The organism is Actinosynnema sp. NPDC053489 (assembly GCF_044544865.1).
Lineage (GTDB): Bacteria > Actinomycetota > Actinomycetes > Mycobacteriales > Pseudonocardiaceae > Actinosynnema.
Genome location: NZ_JBITXT010000002.1, coordinates 282,338 through 299,897 on the forward strand (window position 1 = coordinate 282,338; position 17,560 = coordinate 299,897).

20 protein-coding genes and 1 pseudogene are annotated in these 17,560 nt (G+C 73.5%); 8 read left to right on the plus strand and 13 right to left on the minus strand.

All coding sequences use genetic code 11. The features are described 5' to 3' along the window. Positions 1 to 131: 131 nt before the first annotated feature. Both ACIGNX_RS04320 and ACIGNX_RS04325 read right to left on the minus strand, forming a co-directional pair. Positions 132 to 1,394 carry a deoxyguanosinetriphosphate triphosphohydrolase gene (locus ACIGNX_RS04320; RefSeq protein ID WP_396536178.1) on the minus strand — a complete coding sequence of 421 codons (1,263 nt, stop codon included), beginning with the start codon at positions 1,392 to 1,394 and terminating at the stop codon, positions 132 to 134. A gap of 25 nt (positions 1,395 to 1,419) precedes the next feature. Beyond that, positions 1,420 to 2,058 (minus strand): YdcF family protein, encoded by a 639-nt coding sequence (locus ACIGNX_RS04325; RefSeq protein ID WP_396536180.1) that lies wholly within the window; start codon positions 2,056 to 2,058, stop codon positions 1,420 to 1,422. A 52-nt stretch (positions 2,059 to 2,110) separates the two neighbouring features. On the opposite strand from ACIGNX_RS04325, the gene ACIGNX_RS04330 reads away from it, so the two are divergent. From ACIGNX_RS04330 to ACIGNX_RS04340, 3 genes are all read left to right on the plus strand, one after another. Beyond that, positions 2,111 to 2,842 (plus strand): Type 1 glutamine amidotransferase-like domain-containing protein, encoded by a 732-nt coding sequence (locus ACIGNX_RS04330; protein WP_396536182.1) that lies wholly within the window; start codon positions 2,111 to 2,113, stop codon positions 2,840 to 2,842. Between the two features lie 15 nt (positions 2,843 to 2,857). Next, positions 2,858 to 3,715 carry a serine hydrolase gene (locus tag ACIGNX_RS04335; protein ID WP_396536184.1) on the plus strand — a complete coding sequence of 286 codons (858 nt, stop codon included), beginning with the start codon at positions 2,858 to 2,860 and terminating at the stop codon, positions 3,713 to 3,715. A 72-nt stretch (positions 3,716 to 3,787) separates the two neighbouring features. Continuing rightward, positions 3,788 to 4,252: a DUF6194 family protein gene (locus tag ACIGNX_RS04340; protein ID WP_396536186.1), complete on the plus strand. Its 465-nt coding sequence runs from the start codon at positions 3,788 to 3,790 to the stop codon at positions 4,250 to 4,252. Positions 4,253 to 4,298: 46 nt separating this feature from the next. Here ACIGNX_RS04340 and ACIGNX_RS04345 read toward each other — a convergent pair whose 3' ends face one another. Together ACIGNX_RS04345 and ACIGNX_RS04350 are read right to left on the minus strand one after the other, a co-directional pair. After that, complete coding sequence (locus ACIGNX_RS04345; protein ID WP_396536188.1) at positions 4,299 to 5,741, minus strand: SulP family inorganic anion transporter; 1,443 nt, start codon at positions 5,739 to 5,741, stop codon at positions 4,299 to 4,301. 199 nt (positions 5,742 to 5,940) lie between these two features. After that, entirely contained in the window at positions 5,941 to 6,276 is a 336-nt protein-coding gene (locus tag ACIGNX_RS04350) for a hypothetical protein (RefSeq protein WP_396536190.1), read from the minus strand. Between the two features lie 356 nt (positions 6,277 to 6,632). Between ACIGNX_RS04350 and ACIGNX_RS04355 the strand changes: the two are divergent. Then, positions 6,633 to 6,826 (plus strand): annotated as a pseudogene (locus ACIGNX_RS04355) (cupin domain-containing protein); the annotation flags it as partial. A gap of 104 nt (positions 6,827 to 6,930) precedes the next feature. On the opposite strand, the gene ACIGNX_RS04360 reads toward ACIGNX_RS04355, so the two are convergent. Next, positions 6,931 to 8,316 (minus strand): glycine--tRNA ligase, encoded by a 1,386-nt coding sequence (locus ACIGNX_RS04360; protein WP_396536192.1) that lies wholly within the window; start codon positions 8,314 to 8,316, stop codon positions 6,931 to 6,933. Positions 8,317 to 8,418: 102 nt separating this feature from the next. After that, positions 8,419 to 8,799 (minus strand): antibiotic biosynthesis monooxygenase, encoded by a 381-nt coding sequence (locus ACIGNX_RS04365; RefSeq protein ID WP_396536194.1) that lies wholly within the window; start codon positions 8,797 to 8,799, stop codon positions 8,419 to 8,421. Between the two features lie 17 nt (positions 8,800 to 8,816). Between ACIGNX_RS04365 and ACIGNX_RS04370 the strand changes: the two genes are divergently transcribed. From ACIGNX_RS04370 to ACIGNX_RS04380, 3 genes are read left to right on the plus strand one after another with little or no spacing between them, the layout of a single operon-like run. Next, positions 8,817 to 9,083 carry a DUF6703 family protein gene (locus tag ACIGNX_RS04370; protein WP_396536196.1) on the plus strand — a complete coding sequence of 89 codons (267 nt, stop codon included), beginning with the start codon at positions 8,817 to 8,819 and terminating at the stop codon, positions 9,081 to 9,083. A gap of 45 nt (positions 9,084 to 9,128) precedes the next feature. Next, complete coding sequence (locus tag ACIGNX_RS04375; protein WP_396536198.1) at positions 9,129 to 9,533, plus strand: ArsR/SmtB family transcription factor; 405 nt, start codon at positions 9,129 to 9,131, stop codon at positions 9,531 to 9,533. Then, on the plus strand, positions 9,530 to 9,955 hold the full coding sequence (locus ACIGNX_RS04380) for a Fur family transcriptional regulator (RefSeq protein WP_396536200.1): 426 nt from the start codon (positions 9,530 to 9,532) through the stop codon (positions 9,953 to 9,955). Before ACIGNX_RS04375 ends, ACIGNX_RS04380 begins: the two co-directional genes overlap by 4 nt. Before the next feature lies 1 nt (position 9,956). Here the strand turns inward: ACIGNX_RS04380 and ACIGNX_RS04385 are convergent, their stop codons facing one another. After that, complete coding sequence (locus tag ACIGNX_RS04385) at positions 9,957 to 10,661, minus strand: TIGR03943 family putative permease subunit (RefSeq protein ID WP_396536202.1); 705 nt, start codon at positions 10,659 to 10,661, stop codon at positions 9,957 to 9,959. Further along, a complete protein-coding gene (locus tag ACIGNX_RS04390) occupies positions 10,658 to 11,668 on the minus strand; it encodes a permease (protein WP_396536204.1) in 1,011 nt (336 codons plus the stop codon). The genes ACIGNX_RS04385 and ACIGNX_RS04390 overlap by 4 nt, the downstream gene beginning before the upstream one ends. Before the next feature lie 160 nt (positions 11,669 to 11,828). Between ACIGNX_RS04390 and ACIGNX_RS04395 the strand changes: the two genes are divergently transcribed. Beyond that, positions 11,829 to 12,698, plus strand: a complete 870-nt coding sequence (locus ACIGNX_RS04395) for a helix-turn-helix domain-containing protein (protein ID WP_396536206.1) — start codon at positions 11,829 to 11,831, stop codon at positions 12,696 to 12,698. A 6-nt stretch (positions 12,699 to 12,704) separates the two neighbouring features. Here ACIGNX_RS04395 and ACIGNX_RS04400 read toward each other — a convergent pair whose 3' ends face one another. The 5 genes from ACIGNX_RS04400 to ACIGNX_RS04420 all read right to left on the minus strand — a co-directional run bounded on the left by ACIGNX_RS04400 (position 12,705) and on the right by ACIGNX_RS04420 (position 17,541). Next, positions 12,705 to 13,121, minus strand: coding sequence for a DUF2690 domain-containing protein (locus ACIGNX_RS04400; RefSeq protein WP_396536207.1), 417 nt, complete (start codon positions 13,119 to 13,121; stop codon positions 12,705 to 12,707). 149 nt (positions 13,122 to 13,270) lie between these two features. Continuing rightward, positions 13,271 to 15,961 (minus strand): P-loop NTPase fold protein, encoded by a 2,691-nt coding sequence (locus ACIGNX_RS04405; RefSeq protein WP_396536209.1) that lies wholly within the window; start codon positions 15,959 to 15,961, stop codon positions 13,271 to 13,273. A 63-nt stretch (positions 15,962 to 16,024) separates the two neighbouring features. Then, the gene (locus ACIGNX_RS04410) at positions 16,025 to 16,297 is read right to left on the minus strand and encodes a hypothetical protein (protein WP_396536211.1); all 273 of its coding nucleotides are present in this window, start codon (positions 16,295 to 16,297) and stop codon (positions 16,025 to 16,027) included. Then, entirely contained in the window at positions 16,297 to 16,722 is a 426-nt protein-coding gene (locus ACIGNX_RS04415) for a YbjN domain-containing protein (RefSeq protein WP_396536213.1), read from the minus strand. The genes ACIGNX_RS04410 and ACIGNX_RS04415 overlap by 1 nt, the downstream gene beginning before the upstream one ends. After that, complete coding sequence (locus ACIGNX_RS04420) at positions 16,723 to 17,541, minus strand: isoprenyl transferase (RefSeq protein ID WP_396536215.1); 819 nt, start codon at positions 17,539 to 17,541, stop codon at positions 16,723 to 16,725. It lies immediately after the preceding gene. Positions 17,542 to 17,560: the final 19 nt, after the last annotated feature.

Below are 17,560 nucleotides of genomic sequence, written 5' to 3' on the forward strand. Positions count from 1 at the left end.
GTGGTCGTCCCACCCGTCGTACGGGAACTCGCCGCCGGCGTGCACCGGATCTCGGGTCGGTCTGCGCCACGGCCACGGTCGGCCCGGCGGTCTCCTGGATTCATCGGCCATGACGTCGAGTGTGCCACCGGTCACAGGGGCGCGGGGCTGTCCGCGGCCAGCGCCCGCCGCCAGGCCACGGCCTGGGCGTCGGTGAGCGAGGCGACCTGGTCGACCACGACCCGCAGCCGCTCGGCGTCCGTGCCGGCGGCGGACCACGCGGGGTGGAACGCGGGGTCCAGCGTGTCGGGCGCGCGCATCAGCAGGAGGTGGACCAGTTCGGCGAGCAGCTCCCGCTGCCGCGCCTGCATCTCCAGCCGCGACGGGTCGCTCATGACGTACCGCAGCGCGACCGCCTTGAGCAGCGCCACCTCGGCCGCGACGCGCGGCGGCACGACCAGGTCGGCCCGGTAGCGGCCGAGCGGGCCGTCGCCGTGCACCTCCCTGGTCGCGCCGACGGCGGCGGAGGCGAACCGGCCGACCAGCTCGCTGGTGAGCCGCTTCAACGCCACCTGGGCGCGCAGCGAGCCGTCGTACCGGGCCAGTTCGGCGATCACCGGCAGGCCGAGCAGCTCGGTCGCGGTGGCTTCGAGCACGGACACCGGCGCGTCGGAGAAGTGCTTCGACGCCAGCTCCGCGATGGCGGCGCGCTCGGCCGGGTCGCCGAGGGCGGACAGGCCGATGCGGTGGGTCAGCACGCCGTCCTCCACGTCGTGCACGGAGTAGGCGACGTCGTCGGCCCAGTCCATGACCTGCGCCTCCAGGCAGCGCCGCCGGTCCGGGGCGCCCTCGCGCAGCCAGTTGAACACGTCGAGGTCGTCGTCGTAGACGCCGAACTTCACCATGCCGGGACGCCGGGTCCACGGGTACTTCGTCGCCGCGTCGAGGCACGCCCGGGTCAGGTTGAGGCCCCGGGCGGTCTTGGGTTCGAGGCGGGTCAGGATGCGCAGGGTCTGGGCGTTGCCCTCGAACCCGCCGCACGGCCCGGCCAGCTCGTCCAGCGCGCGTTCGCCGTTGTGCCCGAACGGCGGGTGCCCGATGTCGTGCGCCAGGCCCGCGGTGTCGACCAGGTCGGGGTCGCAGCCCAGCTCCTCCCCGATCCCCCGGCCGATCTGGGCGACCTCGAGCGAGTGGGTGAGCCGGGTGCGGGGCACACCGGTCACCTCCGCGCCCTCGCCCGGTCCGACGACCTGCGTCTTGCCCGCGAGCCTGCGCAGCGCCGCCGAGTGCAGCACCCGGGCCCGGTCGCGGGAGAACGCCGAGCGGCGCTCGGTGCGCGCCCCGGGCAGCACCGCGGTCTTGGGCAGCTCGGGGAGCAGCCGCGCGGTGTCGTGCGGGGTGTAGCCGTGCATCATCGACCCAGCGTAAGGGGACGCCCGGTCACAGCAGGATGCCGTCGAACGCGCCCGCCGGCGCCTTCATCAGGTGGTAGTAGAGCAGCGCGCCGGTCTCGCGGCGGATGTAGAACAGCTGGGTCTCCCGCGTCTGCACGTTCGGCCCGCTGCGGGTCGGCGAGGTCCACGCCGACAGGCCCTCGTCCTCGGCCATGGTGCGCGCCCGCAGCGAGTGCCACGGGTCGCTGACGATCACGGCCGTGGTCAGGGACTTGGCGCGGGCGGCGGTGGCCAGGGCGCGGATGCTGCCCAGCGTGTCGGTGCCCTCGCCGATCTCGAGGATGCGGTCGGCGGGCACGTCGTGCGCCTCCAGCCAGATCCGGCCGGCCTGGCCCTCGGTGAAGTTGTCGCCCGGCTGCCTGCCGCCGGTGGTGGCGATGTAGTTGACCACGCCCTGCTCGTACAGCCTGCGGGCGTGCTCCAGCCGTGCCTCCAGCACCTCCGACGGCACGCCGTTGTACTGGGCCGCGCCCAGGACGACGGCCATGTCGGCGTGGGTGCGGTCGTCCTCGCGGGCCACCTGCCACACGCGGAACGCCGTGCCGCCGACGACCAGGAGCCCGATCACGAGGCCGCCGAGGACGACGCGCGCGGCAAGCCTGCGGAGTCTCGGCAGGAACGTCACGGCGGCGATGATCCCACACCCGTCACGGCGGCAACGCTGCCAGGATCACGGCATGGCAGCAGACCAGCCGACGATCGTCGCGACCTCCGGGGGCTTCCGCGCCGGGCGCCGCACCAACCTCGAGTTCCACTCGCTCGTCCACCACGCCGTGGACCTGTCCGGGGTGCACGGCCGCAAGCCGCGGTTGTGCCACATCGGCACGGCGGCGGGCGACCAGCGGTGGTTCAACGCCGACATCTCCGAGGCCGGGCGACTGGCCGGGTGGGAGGTCTCGCACCTGAACCTGTTCACCATGCCGCCGACGACCGACGTGCCCGGTTTCCTGCGCGAGCACGACGTCGTGTGGGTCGGCGGCGGGTCGGTGGCGAACCTGCTGGCCGTGTGGGCGGTGCACGACCTCGGGCCGGCGCTGCGCGCGGCGTGGCAGGGCGGTGTCGTGCTGGGCGGGGTGTCGGCCGGGTCGATCTGCTGGTTCGTCGGCGGAGCGACGGACTCGTTCGGGCCGGAACTGCGGGTGATCACCAACGGCCTCGGCTTCCTGCCGTACGGCAACGGCGTGCACTACGACAGCGAGGCGGCGCGGCGGCCGGCGATCCACGCGGCGGTGGCGTCGGGCGTGCTGCCGGTGACGCACTGCACCGACGACGGCGCGGGGCTCGTCTACCGCGGCGAGGACCTCGTGGAGGCGGTGTCCGAACGGCGCTCCGGCGGCGCGTACGTCGTCCGATGTGATGAACCTTCAGGATACGCACAGGAGGATCGACTCGACGTCAGGCGGTTGTGAACGGACTGTTGAGGGGTGCGAGAACGCTGGTGGTGGGTCGTGGCGGCGGTGGTCGCGGCAGTGGTGGCGGTGGCCGTCCCGAGAGCCTCGGAGACCACCGCGCGGGTGCCGCGCGCCGCGACCGAGGCCGCCGCGGACACCCCGCGCCCGGCCGCGCCGCGTGCCGCCGAGGACCCCGCCCCGGACCTCTCGGCGGCGGTGGCGCGGGCGGTCGGGGCGGCCGGTGACGTCGACCTCGGCCTCGCCGTGGTGGACCTGGAGACCGGCGCGACGGCCGGTCACGACGCCGACGCGCCGTTCCGCACGGCGTCGTTGAGCAAGCTCCTGGTCGCCGTGGACCTGCTCACCGCCGGCGAGGTCTCGGCCGACGACCGCGACCTCCTGCGGCGGGCGCTGAGGCTGAGCGACGACGACGCCATGAACGACCTGTGGGCGGCGCACGACGGCATGGGCGCGGTCGACCGCGTGGCCGCGCGCGTCGGCCTGGCGAACACGCACGTCCCCGGCGACGAGACGCAGTGGGGTGACGTCGTGATGTCCGCAGGCGACGTCGTGGCGCTCTACCGCTACATCGCCACCGAACTGCCCGCCGCCGACCGGGACTTCGTCGTCACCGCCCTGTCGACCGCCTCCCCCACCGCCGCCGACGGCACCGACCAGGCGTACGGGCTGCTCGCGCCGGGCACCGACGCCTACGCCAAGCAGGGCTGGATGTGGTACCAGCCGGCCGACTTCTACCTGCACACGTCCGGCGTCGTGGCCGACCGCTACGCCGTCGCGGTCCTGACGATCCAGACCGACGTCACGGAGCGGGAAGCGAAGGACCGCCTGACGACCGTCGCGCACACCCTGGCCGCCGACCTGCGGAGTTGAAGCTTCGCCACCACTTCCGTGGAGTTTTCGCGGTGAAGCCTCACAGGGATGTTCAAAGTTACGCTCAAAGGGGTGAACGCCGATGAGATGACCGACCACATCCGCTCCACCTTCGCCGGCACCCGCGTCCTCGAAGCGGGCGGCGACGTGTTCTTCCTCTACGACCCGGACGGCGACCTCCCGCCGGAGCGGCAGCTGCCGTTCGCCACGATCGTCACGGCCGACAACTACGACCGGGTGTCCGACCTGACGAGGCCGGGCGTGTACCGGCTGAACATCGGGCTGACCAAGGCGACGTACACGGCGCTGTTCGGTGCGCCGCCGACCCGTCGCGACGAGCGGGGCGTGCTCGACACGGGGTTCGACTACGCCCGCCAGGACCTGGTGATGCCGCACCCGCACTACGCGTCCCAGTACTGGGTGTGCGTGGTCGCGCCGATCGCCGAGACGCTCGACGCCGTCCGGTCGATGCTCGTCGAGGCGCACGGGTTCGCGGCGCGCAAGCACGCCAACCACGCGCGGCGCGCGAAGGCGTGAGCCGGGGGCCCGGCGCGGGGGCGGTCCCGCGCCGGGCACCCGTCGCTCAGTCGGACACCGGGCGGATCAGCTCGACGCCGACGCGCCCGGCGGCCCACTGGTCGATCGCCTGGCCGCACGCCTGGTCGAGGTGGCGGACCCCGGTCAGGTCGACCCGGACGTGCTTGCCGTCCGGCACGGCCTCCAGGGTCTCCAGCAGGCCCGGGAGCTTGAGGAACGTCGCGTTGCCGCGCACCGCCACGTGGTGGTGGTCCTCGTCGTGCGCGGTCACCGTGACGGTCAGGCGGGACATGTCCCAGGCGGTCTTCACCACGGCGGCCAGCAGGCCGACGAGGGTGCCGGTGAGCAGGTCCGTCACCACGATCAGGCCCGCGGTGAGCACCAGCACCCCGGCCTCCGCGCGGTCCTCGCGGGCCAGCGCCAGGACCCGCCCCGGCGCCAGGAGCTTCCAGCCCGCCTGCACCAGCAGCGCCGCCAGCACCGCGAGCGGCACGTACGCGAGCACGCCGGGCAGCAGCACGGCGAACAGCAGCAGCCACACGCCGTGCAGCACCCGGGACAGCCGGGTGCGGGCGCCGGCGTCCACGTTGGCCGCGCTGCGCACGATCACGGCCGTCATCGGCAGCGCGCCGAGCACGCCGCACAGCGTGTTGCCCACGCCCTGCGCGACCAGTTCCCGGTTGTACCGGGTGCGCGGACCGCTGTGCATGCGGTCCACGGCCGCCGCGCTGAACAGGCTCTCCGCCGAGGCGACGAGCCCGATCGTGAGCACCGAGCCCAGCAGGCCCGCGTCCAGCAGGGAGAAGTCGACCAGCGCGACGACGTCGGTCAGCGAGCCGACCTCGATGCGCGGCAGCGGCAGCAGCGCGCCCACCGCGGCGGCGACCACGACGGCCACCAGCATGCCGGGCACGGCGCGCCACGGCGTGCGCTTCCACAGCCACGCCACGACGAGCGTGAGCGCGCCGACGGCGAGACCGCTCAACCCCGCCGGGGTGGTCAGCGCGGTCGGGAAGAGGTCGGCCAGCCCGGCGAACTTCGCGGCGGTCGTGGTGGGCTGGTCCTGCCCGGCGAACGGGTAGAGCTGGCCCAGCACGAGCACCAGGCCGATGCCCGCGAGCATGCCCTGGACCACGGCGGGCGAGATGGCGCGGAACCAGCGGCCCAGGCGCAGCAGCCCCATGGCCACCTGGAGCAGGCCCGCGCCGAGCACGATGAGGCCGAGGGCGCGCAGGCCGTGCGCGGCCACGGTGTCGGCGACCAGGACGGTCAGGCCCGCCGCCGGGCCGCTGACCTGCATCGTGCTGCCGGGCAGCAGGCCGACGACGAGGCCGCCCACCACGCCGGTGACGATGCCCAGTTCGGCGGGCACGCCGGAGGCGACGGCGATGCCCACGCACAGCGGGACGGCCACCAGGAACACCACCAGCGAAGCGCCGACGTCGGGCCAGAGGGTCGACGTGGCCGGTCGTTCGGTCCGGGTGCTCATGGCGCGGCTCCCGGGCCGGTGACCGGGCGTGAGGGCGCGCGGGTGGCTCGATTCGGTCGGCTCGCGCCCGCTCGTCCCATTTCCTGGGAACGGCGTGGTGAATGCGTGCGGGCGGGCCGGGGACGTTGACGGAACGGCATTCGATTTACCCCACTCGTCTGCGTGCGGACGATGCGATCTACCGGTGGTGGGGTGTCGATCAGTTCCGGAACACCTGCAAAGCCGATGGGGTGGACCAGGCGCGCAGGCAGTCGTCCCGGTTCCGGCTCACGGGAGGGGTGGTGGTCGGCGCGGGGCGGCGGTGCGCGGCGGGGAGGGCGCGGCGCGGCCTCGGGATCGTTCCGGCGGGCGAGGACCGGGTGCCGAGGGATCGCGCCTCGGGCCCGCCGCGGCACTCGCGGACGGGTTCCTCCTCCGGCGCGCTCGCGGTGTGGCCGACGGGCGCGGACCGCACCACGCCGACGGGCCCGAACGGCGAGGGCGCGAGCACGCCGACGAGGGCCAGTGCGAGCGCGATGACGATTACGCGCGCCATGACACCCCCCGATGAGCCGCGTCCGTGGTCCAGTGTCACAAAGCAGGGTGACGCGGCGGTTAATCCGGAACCGTCTTTCTCGAATCCGGCCGGATATTCACTCGTTGGTTCGTGACGAAGGCCACCGAAAGGGTGCAATCTAACTGAGAGTGATGATCAGGGGAGGGAGTCGACGGCGCAGGACGCGACGGCGGCGAGCGACAGCAGCGCCCGGAGGTGGTTCGCGGGCACCCGCTCGCGCAGGTACCGCGCCCACTGCTCGCCCGTGGCGCGTTCCTCATGCGCACGGTGCTGGAACCGCCATGGTCGTTGCGCGTGGCGGACCGCGCGCCGTTGACGGCGTGGTACCGCCGGCGGACCTGCCCCTGGTGCCGTTGCCGGCCGCCGAGGTCACCCGCGACGAACCCGGTCGGTCCGCCGTGCTGGACCGCCTGCTCGACCTGCTGCTCATCCCGGTGCTGCGGGTGCGGTTCCGCTAGCCGGGGCGCGCCTTCCCGCCTGGTACTCGGCGCACGCCGATCCCGTCGTCGGGCGCGCGCTGCGGCTGCTGCACGGCGAGAGTCCTACGCTCAGAGCGCGAGAGTCCTACGTCCAGGACCCGAGAGTCCTACGTTCAGGACCCCCGAGTTCAACGCTCAGGACCGGCGGTACCGGTCACGCGCCGATCAGGCGGGCGGCCAGGTAGCCCTCGAGCTGGTCCATCGACACGCGCTCCTGCGACATCGTGTCGCGCTCGCGCACCGTCACGGCGTGGTCGGTGAGGCTGTCGAAGTCCACCGTCACGCAGAACGGCGTGCCGATCTCGTCCTGCCTGCGGTAGCGGCGGCCGATCGCGCCGGCGTCGTCGAACTCGATGTTCCAGTGCTTGCGCAGGGCGTTGGCCAGGTCACGCGCCTTCGGCGACAGCTCGGCGTTGCGCGACAGCGGCAGCACGGCCGCCTTCACGGGCGCCAGCCTGCGGTCCAGCCGGAGCACGACGCGCTTGTCCACGCCGCCCTTGGCGTTGGGCGCCTCGTCCTCGGTGTAGGCCTCCAGCAGGAACGCCATCATCGGCCGGCCCACGCCCGCGGCGGGCTCGATCACGAACGGCCGGTAGCGCGAGTTGGTCGCCTGGTCGAAGTACGACAGGTCGACGCCCGAGTGGTTCGAGTGCGTGGTCAGGTCGAAGTCGGTGCGGTTGGCGATGCCCTCCAGCTCGCCCCACTCCTGCCCGCCGAACCGGAACCGGTACTCGATGTCGACGGTCCGCTTCGAGTAGTGCGACAGCTTCTCCTTGGGGTGCTCGTAGTGCCGCAGGTTCTCCTTGGACAGGCCCAGCTCGGTGTACCAGCGGGTGCGCTCGTCGATCCAGTACTGGTGCCACTCCTCGTCCGTGCCCGGCTCGACGAAGAACTCCATCTCCATCTGCTCGAACTCGCGGGTGCGGAAGATGAAGTTGCCCGGCGTGATCTCGTTGCGGAAGCTCTTGCCGATCTGGCCGATGCCGAACGGCGGCTTGCGGCGCGAGGTGGTCTGCACGTTCAGGAAGTTCGTGAAGATGCCCTGCGCGGTCTCCGGGCGCAGGTAGTGCAGGCCCTCGTCGGTCTCCACCGGGCCGAGGTGGGTCTTGAGCAGGCCGTTGAACATCTTCGGCTCGGTGTACTGGCCGCGGGTGCCGCAGTTCGGGCACGGCACGTCGGACACGTCGCCCTCGGCGACCTGCTTGCCGGTGCGCTCGGCGTACTCCTCGACCAGCGTGTCCTGCCGGAACCGCTTGTGGCACGAGTTGCACTCGATCAGCGGGTCGACGAACGCCTCGACGTGCCCGGACGCCACCCACACCTCGCGGGGCAGGATCACCGACGAGTCCAGGCCCACGACGTCCTCGCGGCCGCGGACCATGAAGTTCCACCACTGGCGCTTGATGTTGTCCTTCAGCTCAACGCCGAGCGGGCCGTAGTCCCAGGCCGACCTCGTGCCGCCGTAGATCTCGCCGCACGGGTACACGAACCCGCGGCGCTTGCACAGGCTGACGACGGTCTCGATGCGATCGGCTGCCACGGACACTCCATCGGGAGATGCAGAACGGGGAGGGGACCAGGGTAGTCCTCCCCGTCCGACCTCCCTCAGGGGACCGGGTGGCGGGCAACCGGGTGGCGCAGGTCAGCGGGGAGAGCTGGGCCCGGCGGCCTCGCCCAGCCGCACGGTGCCGGCGTCCCGCGCCAGCAGGCTCACCTCGCGGCGCACGGCACCGTCGGCGGCCACCAGGAGCGGCTCGTAGGCGGCCGGTTCGTCGGTGGCGGCCTCCGACAGCAGCGGGACGACGTGCTCGCGCACCTCGAACGGCGACAGCGCCCGCCGGTAGGCCACCACCGAGTCGAACTCGACGGTGAGCACGAACCGGTCCGCCTCGTCGGTCGACCGCGACAGCTGGGCCCGCCGGCAGCCCGCCTGGGCCGTGAGCAGGGCCAACGCCCGGTCGACGCGCCCGGTGAACGCCTCGACGCCGGTTTCCGCCACGGTGAAGCGGCACACGAGCAGCACGGTGCAAGGATGCCACGGTGGCACGTGACAACAAGCGGACCCTGATCCCCGGCGCCGGACCGCTCTCCCGGGTGCCCGCGCCGGCGGCGTTCGCGCTGGTCCTGGCGGTGTTCCTGCTGGGCGTGTGGTTGCGGGGGACGGTCGGCGCGCTGCTGCTGGGCCTGCTCGCGCTGGGCGTGGCGGCGCTGCTGGCCACCACGTGGCCGCTGCTCACGCCGAGCGCCCGCGTGCTCAGGGTGCTCGTCCTCGGCGTCCTGGTGCTCATCACGGTGTCGGTGCTCTAGCGCCGTAGTATCGGTGGTGAAAATCCATACCACGTGGGAGGCGCCGTGACGGTCGGTGTGCGGGGCGAGCACGTGCACTCGCCGGAGCGGGGGGTACCACCACCCGCGCCGCGGCAGCCGACCCGGACCCTGTCCGCGGCCGGTGAGCTGCTGCGCGCGCTCGCCGCGCCGGTGCGGATCGCGATCGTGCTGCAGCTGCGCGAGGCCGACCGGTGCGTGCACGAGCTGGTCGAGTCGCTGGGCGTGGCGCAGCCGCTGATCAGCCAGCACCTGCGGGTGCTCAAGGCGGCGGGCGTGGTGCACGGCGAGCGGCACGGCCGCGAGGTCGTCTACCGGCTGGTGGACGAGCACCTCGCGCACATCGTGGTGGACGCGGTGACCCACGTGGACGAGGGGCAGCCGCGTGGCGACGACCAGACCGGACGGCCCTCGCGGACGGAGGAGATGTGACCACCGGCGAACGTCCGACCGCGGTGCCCGGGCTGCGGTCGACCAAGCAGCGCACCGCCGTGTCGAAGCTGCTCGACTCGCTCGGCGAGTTCCGCTCGGCCCAGGAGCTGCACGAGGAGCTGCGCAAGCGCGGCGAGGGCATCGGCCTGACCACGGTCTACCGCACGTTGCAGTCGCTGGCCGACGCCGGCGAGGTGGACGTGCTGCGCACCGACTCCGGCGAGGCGATCTACCGCCGCTGCTCCCAGCACCACCACCACCACCTGGTGTGCCGGGGCTGCGGGCGCACCGTCGAGGTCGAGGGCCCGGCGGTGGAGAAGTGGGCGGACCGGGTGGCGGCCGAGAACGGGTTCGTCGAGGTCAGCCACACCGTGGAGATCTTCGGCACGTGCCGCGAGTGCTGCGGCAGGACGTCGTCGTAGCTCACCCCTCGTAGGTGTCCTCGGGCGTGGCGATCGGCACGACCCGGGTCGCGGTCAGCGTGGGCACGAACGCGTTCTCCCTGGTCGCCGAGCCGGGCACCACCCGGCCGGTGACCTCGACCCACTGGTCGGTCGGCAGCGCGGCGAAGTCCTGACCGGTCATCCGGACCTTGACCGGCGAGGCGTCCGCCGCGCAGCAGGAGATCGTCAGCCGGGCGAGGAGCACGTCGGCGTCCTTGCGCACGACGAACCCGGTGAGCTTGACCGTGCGGTCGTCCAGGGATCCGGAGTCGTCCCACGCGGTGCGGGTGACGAACTCGCCGAGGGTCAGCGGGACGACCTCGTCGGAGGGCAGCGGCGCGAACCCGCTCGCCGCCCGGCCCTCCTGGACGGCGTTGCGGTCGGACCGGTTGACCGTGTCCGCGCCCAGCGCCGGCGGGCTGATCAGGAACACGGCGAGCACCGGCAGCAGCAGCATCCACGGGCTGCGGGACGTGCCGTGCTCGTGCCCGCCGTGGTGCTCAACGCCACCCCGGACGTCACGCGCGATCGACACGAGCGCGAGCACCACCACCACCGCGCCCGTCACGACGAGCCAGGGCTGCAACGACTCCTTGACGTAGCGCAGGTACGTGCCGGTCAGCGCGAGCTTGAGCAGCGCGCCGCCGAGCAGGACCAGCAGGATGTTCTGCGTCTCGCGCCTCACAGGAACACCGCTCCCGCCACCAGGGCGGACGCGATCGCCACCACGAACGTGGCCGGGGCGAACCGCGCCGCGAAGGACCTGCCGAACGCGCCCGCCTGGAGCGCGACGAGCTTGACGTCGACCGCCGGGCCGACCACCAGGAACACCAGCCGGGGCAGCAGCGGCAGCGCCGACATCGACGCCGCGACGAAGGCGTCGGCCTCGCTGCACAGCGCCAGCACCACGGCCAGCAGCGACAGCACCACCACGGCGAGCACGACCTGACCGCCCAGCGTCTCCAGCCACGCCTGCGGCACGAGGACGTTGAACGCCGCCGCGAACACGCCGCCGAGCACCAGGAACCCGCCCGCGTCGACCAGGTCGTGCCGCGCGGTCTCGGCGAACACGACCCAGCGGGACGTGCCGTCGTGGTCGGGCAGGCGGCGCAGGGCCCGTTCGGCGATCCACCCGGCCTTGCCGAACCGGGTCCACAGCCAGCCCATGGCCACGGCGGTGAGCAGCGCCCCGGCGAACCGCGCGGGCACCATCACCGGGGCGTTGGGGAACGCCACGGCCGTGGACACCAGCACGATCGGGTTCACCGCCGGCGCGGCGAGCAGGAACGTCAGCGCCACGGCGGGCGCCACGCCCTGCTGCATCAGCCGGCGGGAGACGGGCACGGACGCGCACTCGCAGCCCGGCAGCGCGACCCCGGCGACGCCGGCGACGGGCACGGCCAGCGCCGTCCTGCCCGGCAGCGCCCGGCGCAGCACACCGGCCGGGACGAACGCGGCGATCACCCCGCTGATCAGGACGCCGAGGACGAGGAACGGCAGGGCCTGCACGCAGACCGCGACGAACACCGTGGACGCCGTGCGCAGGACCGGCACGTCCAGCACGCCGACCAGCCAGTCCTGGAACACCAGCGCCAGCACGAGCAGCACGCAGAGCACTTCGAGCGAAGTGACCTTCCAGCGCGGTGGCGTGCGGCGCCGGCGCTCGCCGCGGATCTCGCCAGTGATTGTCACTTTCGAAATGATGCCAGAACCGGCGCCCCGCGCTCGCCGACCTCCACCGGGGCGTCGTGGTCGGCACCCGGTCGCCGCCCGCCGAACGAACCTGATCGGCCTATCCCCGGCGGGCGCGGTCGTAACCACAATCGAAGGCCCGCCGCACGAGGAGCCGACCATGGGCAGGTCCGAGCGCTCACTGGACGCCGGCGACGATCCGCTGACCCGGTTCGCCGCGGACCTGCGGCGGGCCCGGGACGCGGCCGGCAAGCCGACCTACCGGGCCATGTCGCGCAAGGCCCACCGCTCGCCCACCACGTTGTCCGAGGCCGCCGGCGGGCGCGCGGTGCCGAGCTGGCCCACGGTCGAGGCCTTCCTGCTCGCCTGCGGCGTCACCGACCACGCCGAGTGGCGGCGGCGCTGGGACGAGCTGCGCGACGAGCCCGACCCGGTGCCCGACCAGCCACCGCCCGACCCGCCGCCGCCCGACCAGCCGCCTGCGGGCCGTCGCCGCCTCATCGGCGTCGCGATCGGCGCGGTGCTCGTCGTCGCGGCAGCCGCGCTGGTGCTCACCAAGGCCGTCTCCGGCACGGACGACGCCCCGCCACCGCCGACGGCGGCCACGCGGCAGGTCGCCGACGGCGCCGACCCGGAGGACACCGGGTGCGCCAACGACCCCGGCGCGGTGACGCTCGACGCGAGGGAGGTGAACCTCGACGGCGTGCCCGTCGGGGTCGTCGAGCTGCGCTACGCGCCCGTGTGCGGGGTGAGCTGGCCCCGGTTCACGCCCGGCGACCCCCGCTACTCCACGATCACCAAGCCGGGCCCGATCGAGGCGCGCCTGACCGTGGGCCCCGACGACGAGCCGGCGCGGGAGCAGGCGTTCACCACCCGCTACACCGGCCTGCCGGTGTTCGGCAACGTCGTCAACAGCACCAGGCAGTGCGTCCGGGCCCGGGTCGGCCTGACCGGCCCGGGCTGGAGCACCACCGACGGCGTCACCGCGTGCTACCGGGGCATGACCGCGGTCGCGCCGCCGGCGACGTGACGCGCGTCAGCAACCCACGGCGTAGGCGCTCCACGGACCGTTGTTGATCGAGGCGCTCGCCCGCGCGCACGTGCCGTTGGGCGCGTACACCATGTCGGTGTAGATCGAGGTCGACGTGGCGGTGAACCAGACGTAGTCCGACGGCGAGGCCACGTCCGCCTGCAGGTAGGCCGAGCCGATGTAGCTGACCGCCCGGGCCCAGTTGGTGCCGCAGCGCGGGGAGTAGCGCAACTGCACCTGCCCGACCACCCCGCCGCCGCCGTTGGTGATCGGCTGGGTGGTGACGGTGTACGCGTCGGACGCGCACCTGGTCACCATCGGGTCGCCGGCGGACGCCGCCGCGCTGCCGGACCCGGCGAACGCCCCGGCCGCCACCAGTCCCGCCACCGCCACCGCGCCGAACGCCTTCGCGAAGTTCACCATGACCGTTCCCTCCTTCGGAGCCGTGGGACGCGCCGACCGGCGGTCCCACCACCGGGATAGGCCCGGATTTGATGACCGGGAAGCACGGTGGACACCGGACAATCAACCGGTCGGGCGGTTCCGGACGGGTGGCCGGCGGCGGTGGGTCCTCAGCGCAGGTAGGAGAACCGCCGAACGTGCGGCACCCACGCCTGGAACACGGTCAGGTCGGGCAGGGTCACCAGGTCGGTGACGCCGTGGAGGCCGTGGTGCAGCCGCAGCCACGCAGCCGCCCGCTCCGGCGTGACCCGGCCGGTGACCGGCGAACGCCCGTCGCGCGGCAGGAGGTCGGCGGCGAACGACGCCCACGACGTGCCCGGGTCGCGGTGGGCGAGGCCGCCCCGGACGTCGGCGGACTCGGGCGGAGCGGCCAGGACGTCGGCGGCGAGCCCGGGTGCCGCGGTGGTGATGCCCAGCAGCACGACCACCGCCTGGAACTCGCCCGGCCGGTCCTCGTCGCCGAGGAAGCGCGCCGCGTCGCCGAGGTCTCGCGTGGCGCGGATCATCCGGTACACGTTGAGCAGCCGCTTCGCCGCGCGAGGGGTGCGGACCAGGGGTTCCAGGGCTTCGAGGAAGCGCAGCTCCGGTTCGGTCAGCGGCCGGGCCGGTGCCGGTCGGCCCGGTGCGTCCAGCTGCGCGCCCGGCTCGATCACCAGCTCCGCGGCCCGACCGTGCCCGACCGGTGGAGCGGGCGTCGCGGGTGTCGCCCCGGAGGCGCCGGCGTCGGTCTCCACCATGGCGCGCATGATCGATCCCAGGCCGCCCTCGGGCATGTCGGGCAGGGTGAAGGGGATGTTGATGATCTTCTCGAGGTAGTCCTCGGGCAGCACCCGCCGCGGTGACGCGTCCGCGTCGTCCAGGACGCCCGCGTAGTGGGTGCGCAGCGAGCCCACGAGCCAGCGCGGGTCGACGCCCACCACCACGACGAACAGGTCCATCGCCAGCAGCAGGTGCACGGCCTCCATCACCTGCACCACCTGCCGCGGACCGCACCGGTCGAGGTCGTCGATGTGCAGCACCACCCGGTCGACGGGTCGGGTCTCGGGGTCCGCGTCGGGGTGCGCCCGCCAGTCCGCCAACAGCGCCACGAGCTGCTCGAAGTCCTTGCGCAGCGTCGACACGACCCCGAGGTCGCGGGTGTAGGCGTCGCCCGCGGCGCGGTCGCCCACGAACGCGGAGAGCCGGCGCGCCGGGTCGAGGTCGGCCAGTTCCCGGCCGAGTTCGCCGACCCGCGCCACCACCTCGTCCAGCTGCGCCCGGGCGACCACCTGGTCCGCCTCGGCATCGCGGAGCTGCCCGACCGTCCGCGCCACGCGCTCGGAGTGGACGCGGTCGAGCCCGCCGCGGACGTCCTCGGCCATCGCCCGCAGCTCACCGAGCCCGTTGCGGGCGCGCAGGAGCAGCCCACCGCCCATCGCGGCCAAGAGCGCGCTCACCCCACCGCCGAGCACGGCGATCAGCGGGACCGCCAACCCGGCGGCGGCGCTGACGCCGAGCACCACGGCCGACGCCGCCAGCGCCAGCCTGCCGTTGCGGTCACCCGGTAACCGGCGCAGCTCCACGGCGTCGGCGTGGGCCTCCCGCAACTGCCGGGACAGCAGCCTGCCCTGCTCGACCTCGTCGGTGACACCGATCCGCTTCCAGACGCGGTCGAGCCGTTCCCGGACCGCGGTGGACTCGCGCAGGGCGGTGAGCAGGTCGCGCGCCCCGGCGACGTGCTCCCGCTCCGCCTCGTCCACCTTGGCCTTCAGGCGCGCGACCTCGGCCTCGGCCCGCTGGTTCACCTCGGCCAGCTCGACCCGCCGGTCGGTCTTCTCGGCCAGCAACCGCTGGAGCTCGCTGCGCCGCCGCTCCGGTCCCGGGTCGGGTTCGGCGAGGGCCCGGAAGATCACGTCCGCGAGGCTCGCCCAGAGGTTGGTGTCGGCGTAGTGCCAGGCGTTGAACCCGATCTGCACGACGCGGTGGCAGTAGCGCGGGGAACCGGAGCCCGCCAACTCCTCGACCCGCCCCCGCAGCAGGCCCATGAAGAAGCTCTTGCCCGCGCCCCAGTCGCCGAACACGCCGATGGACAGCGGCGTCGGGGTGGCGCGTTCGGCGATCACCGTCGCCAGCATCGACACGTAGGGGCCCACGCCGAGCCGGTCGCGTTCCGGGGGGATCGGCTCGGCCGGGTCGACCAGGTCGCCGGACACCCCGCCGGCCAGCTCGTCGGACACCGTGGAGGTGTCGCCCAACGCGGCGGTGACGGGACGGACGTCACCGGACCACTCCCGTGCCACGACGTCGGCGAGCCGCTCGTCCCGGCCGAACAGCACGACCCGGCGCAGCCCGCGCCGACCCGACGTGCGGAGGGCCTCCGCCACCGCGGGCACCGCGATCGCCGCCACGTCCTCCAACGGCAGTCCGAGGACGCCCGTGGCCAGGAGCGGTACCCCGACCCCGGCGGCACCGGCGCGGGCGGCGGCGAGGACGGCGGCCCGCGTCGCGCTCCCGACCGCGTCGCCGTCCACCCCACCGCGGTCGTCGTGCGGGGACGCCAGGACCACGAAGCGGAGCGGCCCCGGCTCGCCGGGCTCCAGGACCCGGGGGCGCGAGGACGGGATGCGGGACAGGTCGAGGCGCCTGACCGCCGTCGCGAAAGCAGGGAACCGCTGCGCCAGCTCCAGTCCCAACTGGCCGAGGCTCCCGCCCACCGACACGACCAGGGCGTCGACCTCCAACGCCCACGGCGCGTCGGTGACGCAGACCGCCACCGACACCCCGTCCACCACACCCAGTTCGCGGAAGGTCGGCGATCCCACCACTGCCCCCGGTCGAGTCGACACCCGTTGAGCGTCAGACCGTACCGGTGGAGTGACGTTCGGTTACTCGGGGTCGCCTTCCTCGTCGCGCAGCTCGGCGATCGTCGCCAGCACGTCCGCCGCCTCCGACACGGGCAGCAGCGGCTCCACGACGGCGGTCACGCCGCGGCTCGCGGCGAGCACCTCCTCGGCCAGCCGCACCGCGTCGTCACGGTCGTACGGGCCGCACACGAACGAGGCCCACTCCTCCCCCGCCGACGCCTCGAACGTGATGGCCCACGGCAGGCCCTCCACGTCCGACTCGTCGTCGGGCTCGTACACGATCACACCAGCCATCAGGCACCCCCGGTTCCGGCCAGCAGCTCGTTGCGCAGCTGCGAGGCGGTGGACACGACCAACATCAACAGCGTGCTCAACGGCTCCGGCTTCAGCCCCTCCGCCGGGAACGCGTAGCGCAGCGTCACATCCATCCCGCGCTCGGTGTGCACCACGCCGAGCGTGCCGAACAGGCCCTGACCGGCGCGTTCGGCCGCGGACACGGCCAGGTCGCGCTCGTCGGGCAGGTCCCACGCCACCACGCAGGTCAGGCTGAGCACGGTCAGGCCCTCGGCCAGCCGCATCGCCTGCACCGCGCACGGCACCTCGCCGTGCTGGAAGCTCAGCGCGCCGTCGTCGTCGACGTGCACCTCGTGGAACATCTCCAACGCCTCGCGGGCCGCGGTCAGCAGCTGCGCGGTCACCTTGGCGTCTTCGTCGGTCACTTAGGCATCCTCCACGTCGGGCTTGTCCACGGCGCCGCCGAAGCGCCGGTCGCGCATGGCGTACGCCTCGCAGGCGCGCCACAGGTCCAGCCGGTCGAAGTCCGGCCACAGGATGTCCTGGAACACCAGCTCCGCGTACGCCGACTGCCACAGCAGGAAGTTCGACGTGCGCTGCTCGCCGGAGGGCCGGATGAACAGGTCCACGTCCGGCATGTCGGGCTGGTACATGTGCCGGGCCAGGGTGCGCTCGTCCACCTTGTCCGGGTTCAGCTCGCCGGCCGCGGCCAGCCGGGCGATCTCCCGCGCCGCGTCGCCGATCTCGGCCCGCCCGCCGTAGTTGATGCACATCGCCAGGTTCAGCACGTCGTTGTCCTTCGTGCGCTCCTCGGCGACCTCCAGCTCCTTGATGACGCTGCGCCACAGCCTGGGCCGGCGACCGGCCCACCGCACCCGCACGCCCAGCTCGTCCAGCTCGTCGGTGCGGTGGTGGATCACGTCGCGGCTGAAGCCCATGAGGAAGCGGACCTCCTCCGGGCTGCGCCGCCAGTTCTCGGTCGAGAACGCGTACAGCGACAGCCACTTCACGCCCATCTCGATGGCGCCCTTGGCCGCCTCGACCACGACGGCCTCGCCGCGCTTGTGCCCCTCGACGCGGGACAGGCCGCGCTGGTTGGCCCACCGCCCGTTGCCGTCCATCACGATCGCGATGTGCCGGGGCACGAGGTCGGCGGGCAGCGCGGGCGGCTTCGCACCGGTGGGGTGCGGTTCCGGGGGTCGGGGAACGCGCTGGACGCGCTCAACCCGCCGTCGGCGGAGCATGGCTGTCCTCTCGTGGGTG

What these genes read in the sequence shown, in the direction of transcription:
- ACIGNX_RS04350 (WP_396536190.1), bottom strand. Translation starts at nt 6,276, where the DNA reads ATGGCGCGCGTAATCGTCATCGCGCTCGCACTGGCCCTCGTCGGCGTG.
- ACIGNX_RS04345 (WP_396536188.1), bottom strand. Translation starts at nt 5,741, where the DNA reads ATGAGCACCCGGACCGAACGACCGGCCACGTCGACCCTCTGGCCCGAC.
- ACIGNX_RS04400 (WP_396536207.1), bottom strand. Translation starts at nt 13,121, where the DNA reads ATGGTGAACTTCGCGAAGGCGTTCGGCGCGGTGGCGGTGGCGGGACTG.
- ACIGNX_RS04410 (WP_396536211.1), bottom strand. Translation starts at nt 16,297, where the DNA reads ATGGCTGGTGTGATCGTGTACGAGCCCGACGACGAGTCGGACGTGGAG.
- ACIGNX_RS04330 (WP_396536182.1), top strand. Translation starts at nt 2,111, where the DNA reads ATGGCAGCAGACCAGCCGACGATCGTCGCGACCTCCGGGGGCTTCCGC.
- ACIGNX_RS04420 (WP_396536215.1), bottom strand. Translation starts at nt 17,541, where the DNA reads ATGCTCCGCCGACGGCGGGTTGAGCGCGTCCAGCGCGTTCCCCGACCC.
- ACIGNX_RS04320 (WP_396536178.1), bottom strand. Translation starts at nt 1,394, where the DNA reads ATGATGCACGGCTACACCCCGCACGACACCGCGCGGCTGCTCCCCGAG.
- ACIGNX_RS04395 (WP_396536206.1), top strand. Translation starts at nt 11,829, where the DNA reads ATGGGCAGGTCCGAGCGCTCACTGGACGCCGGCGACGATCCGCTGACC.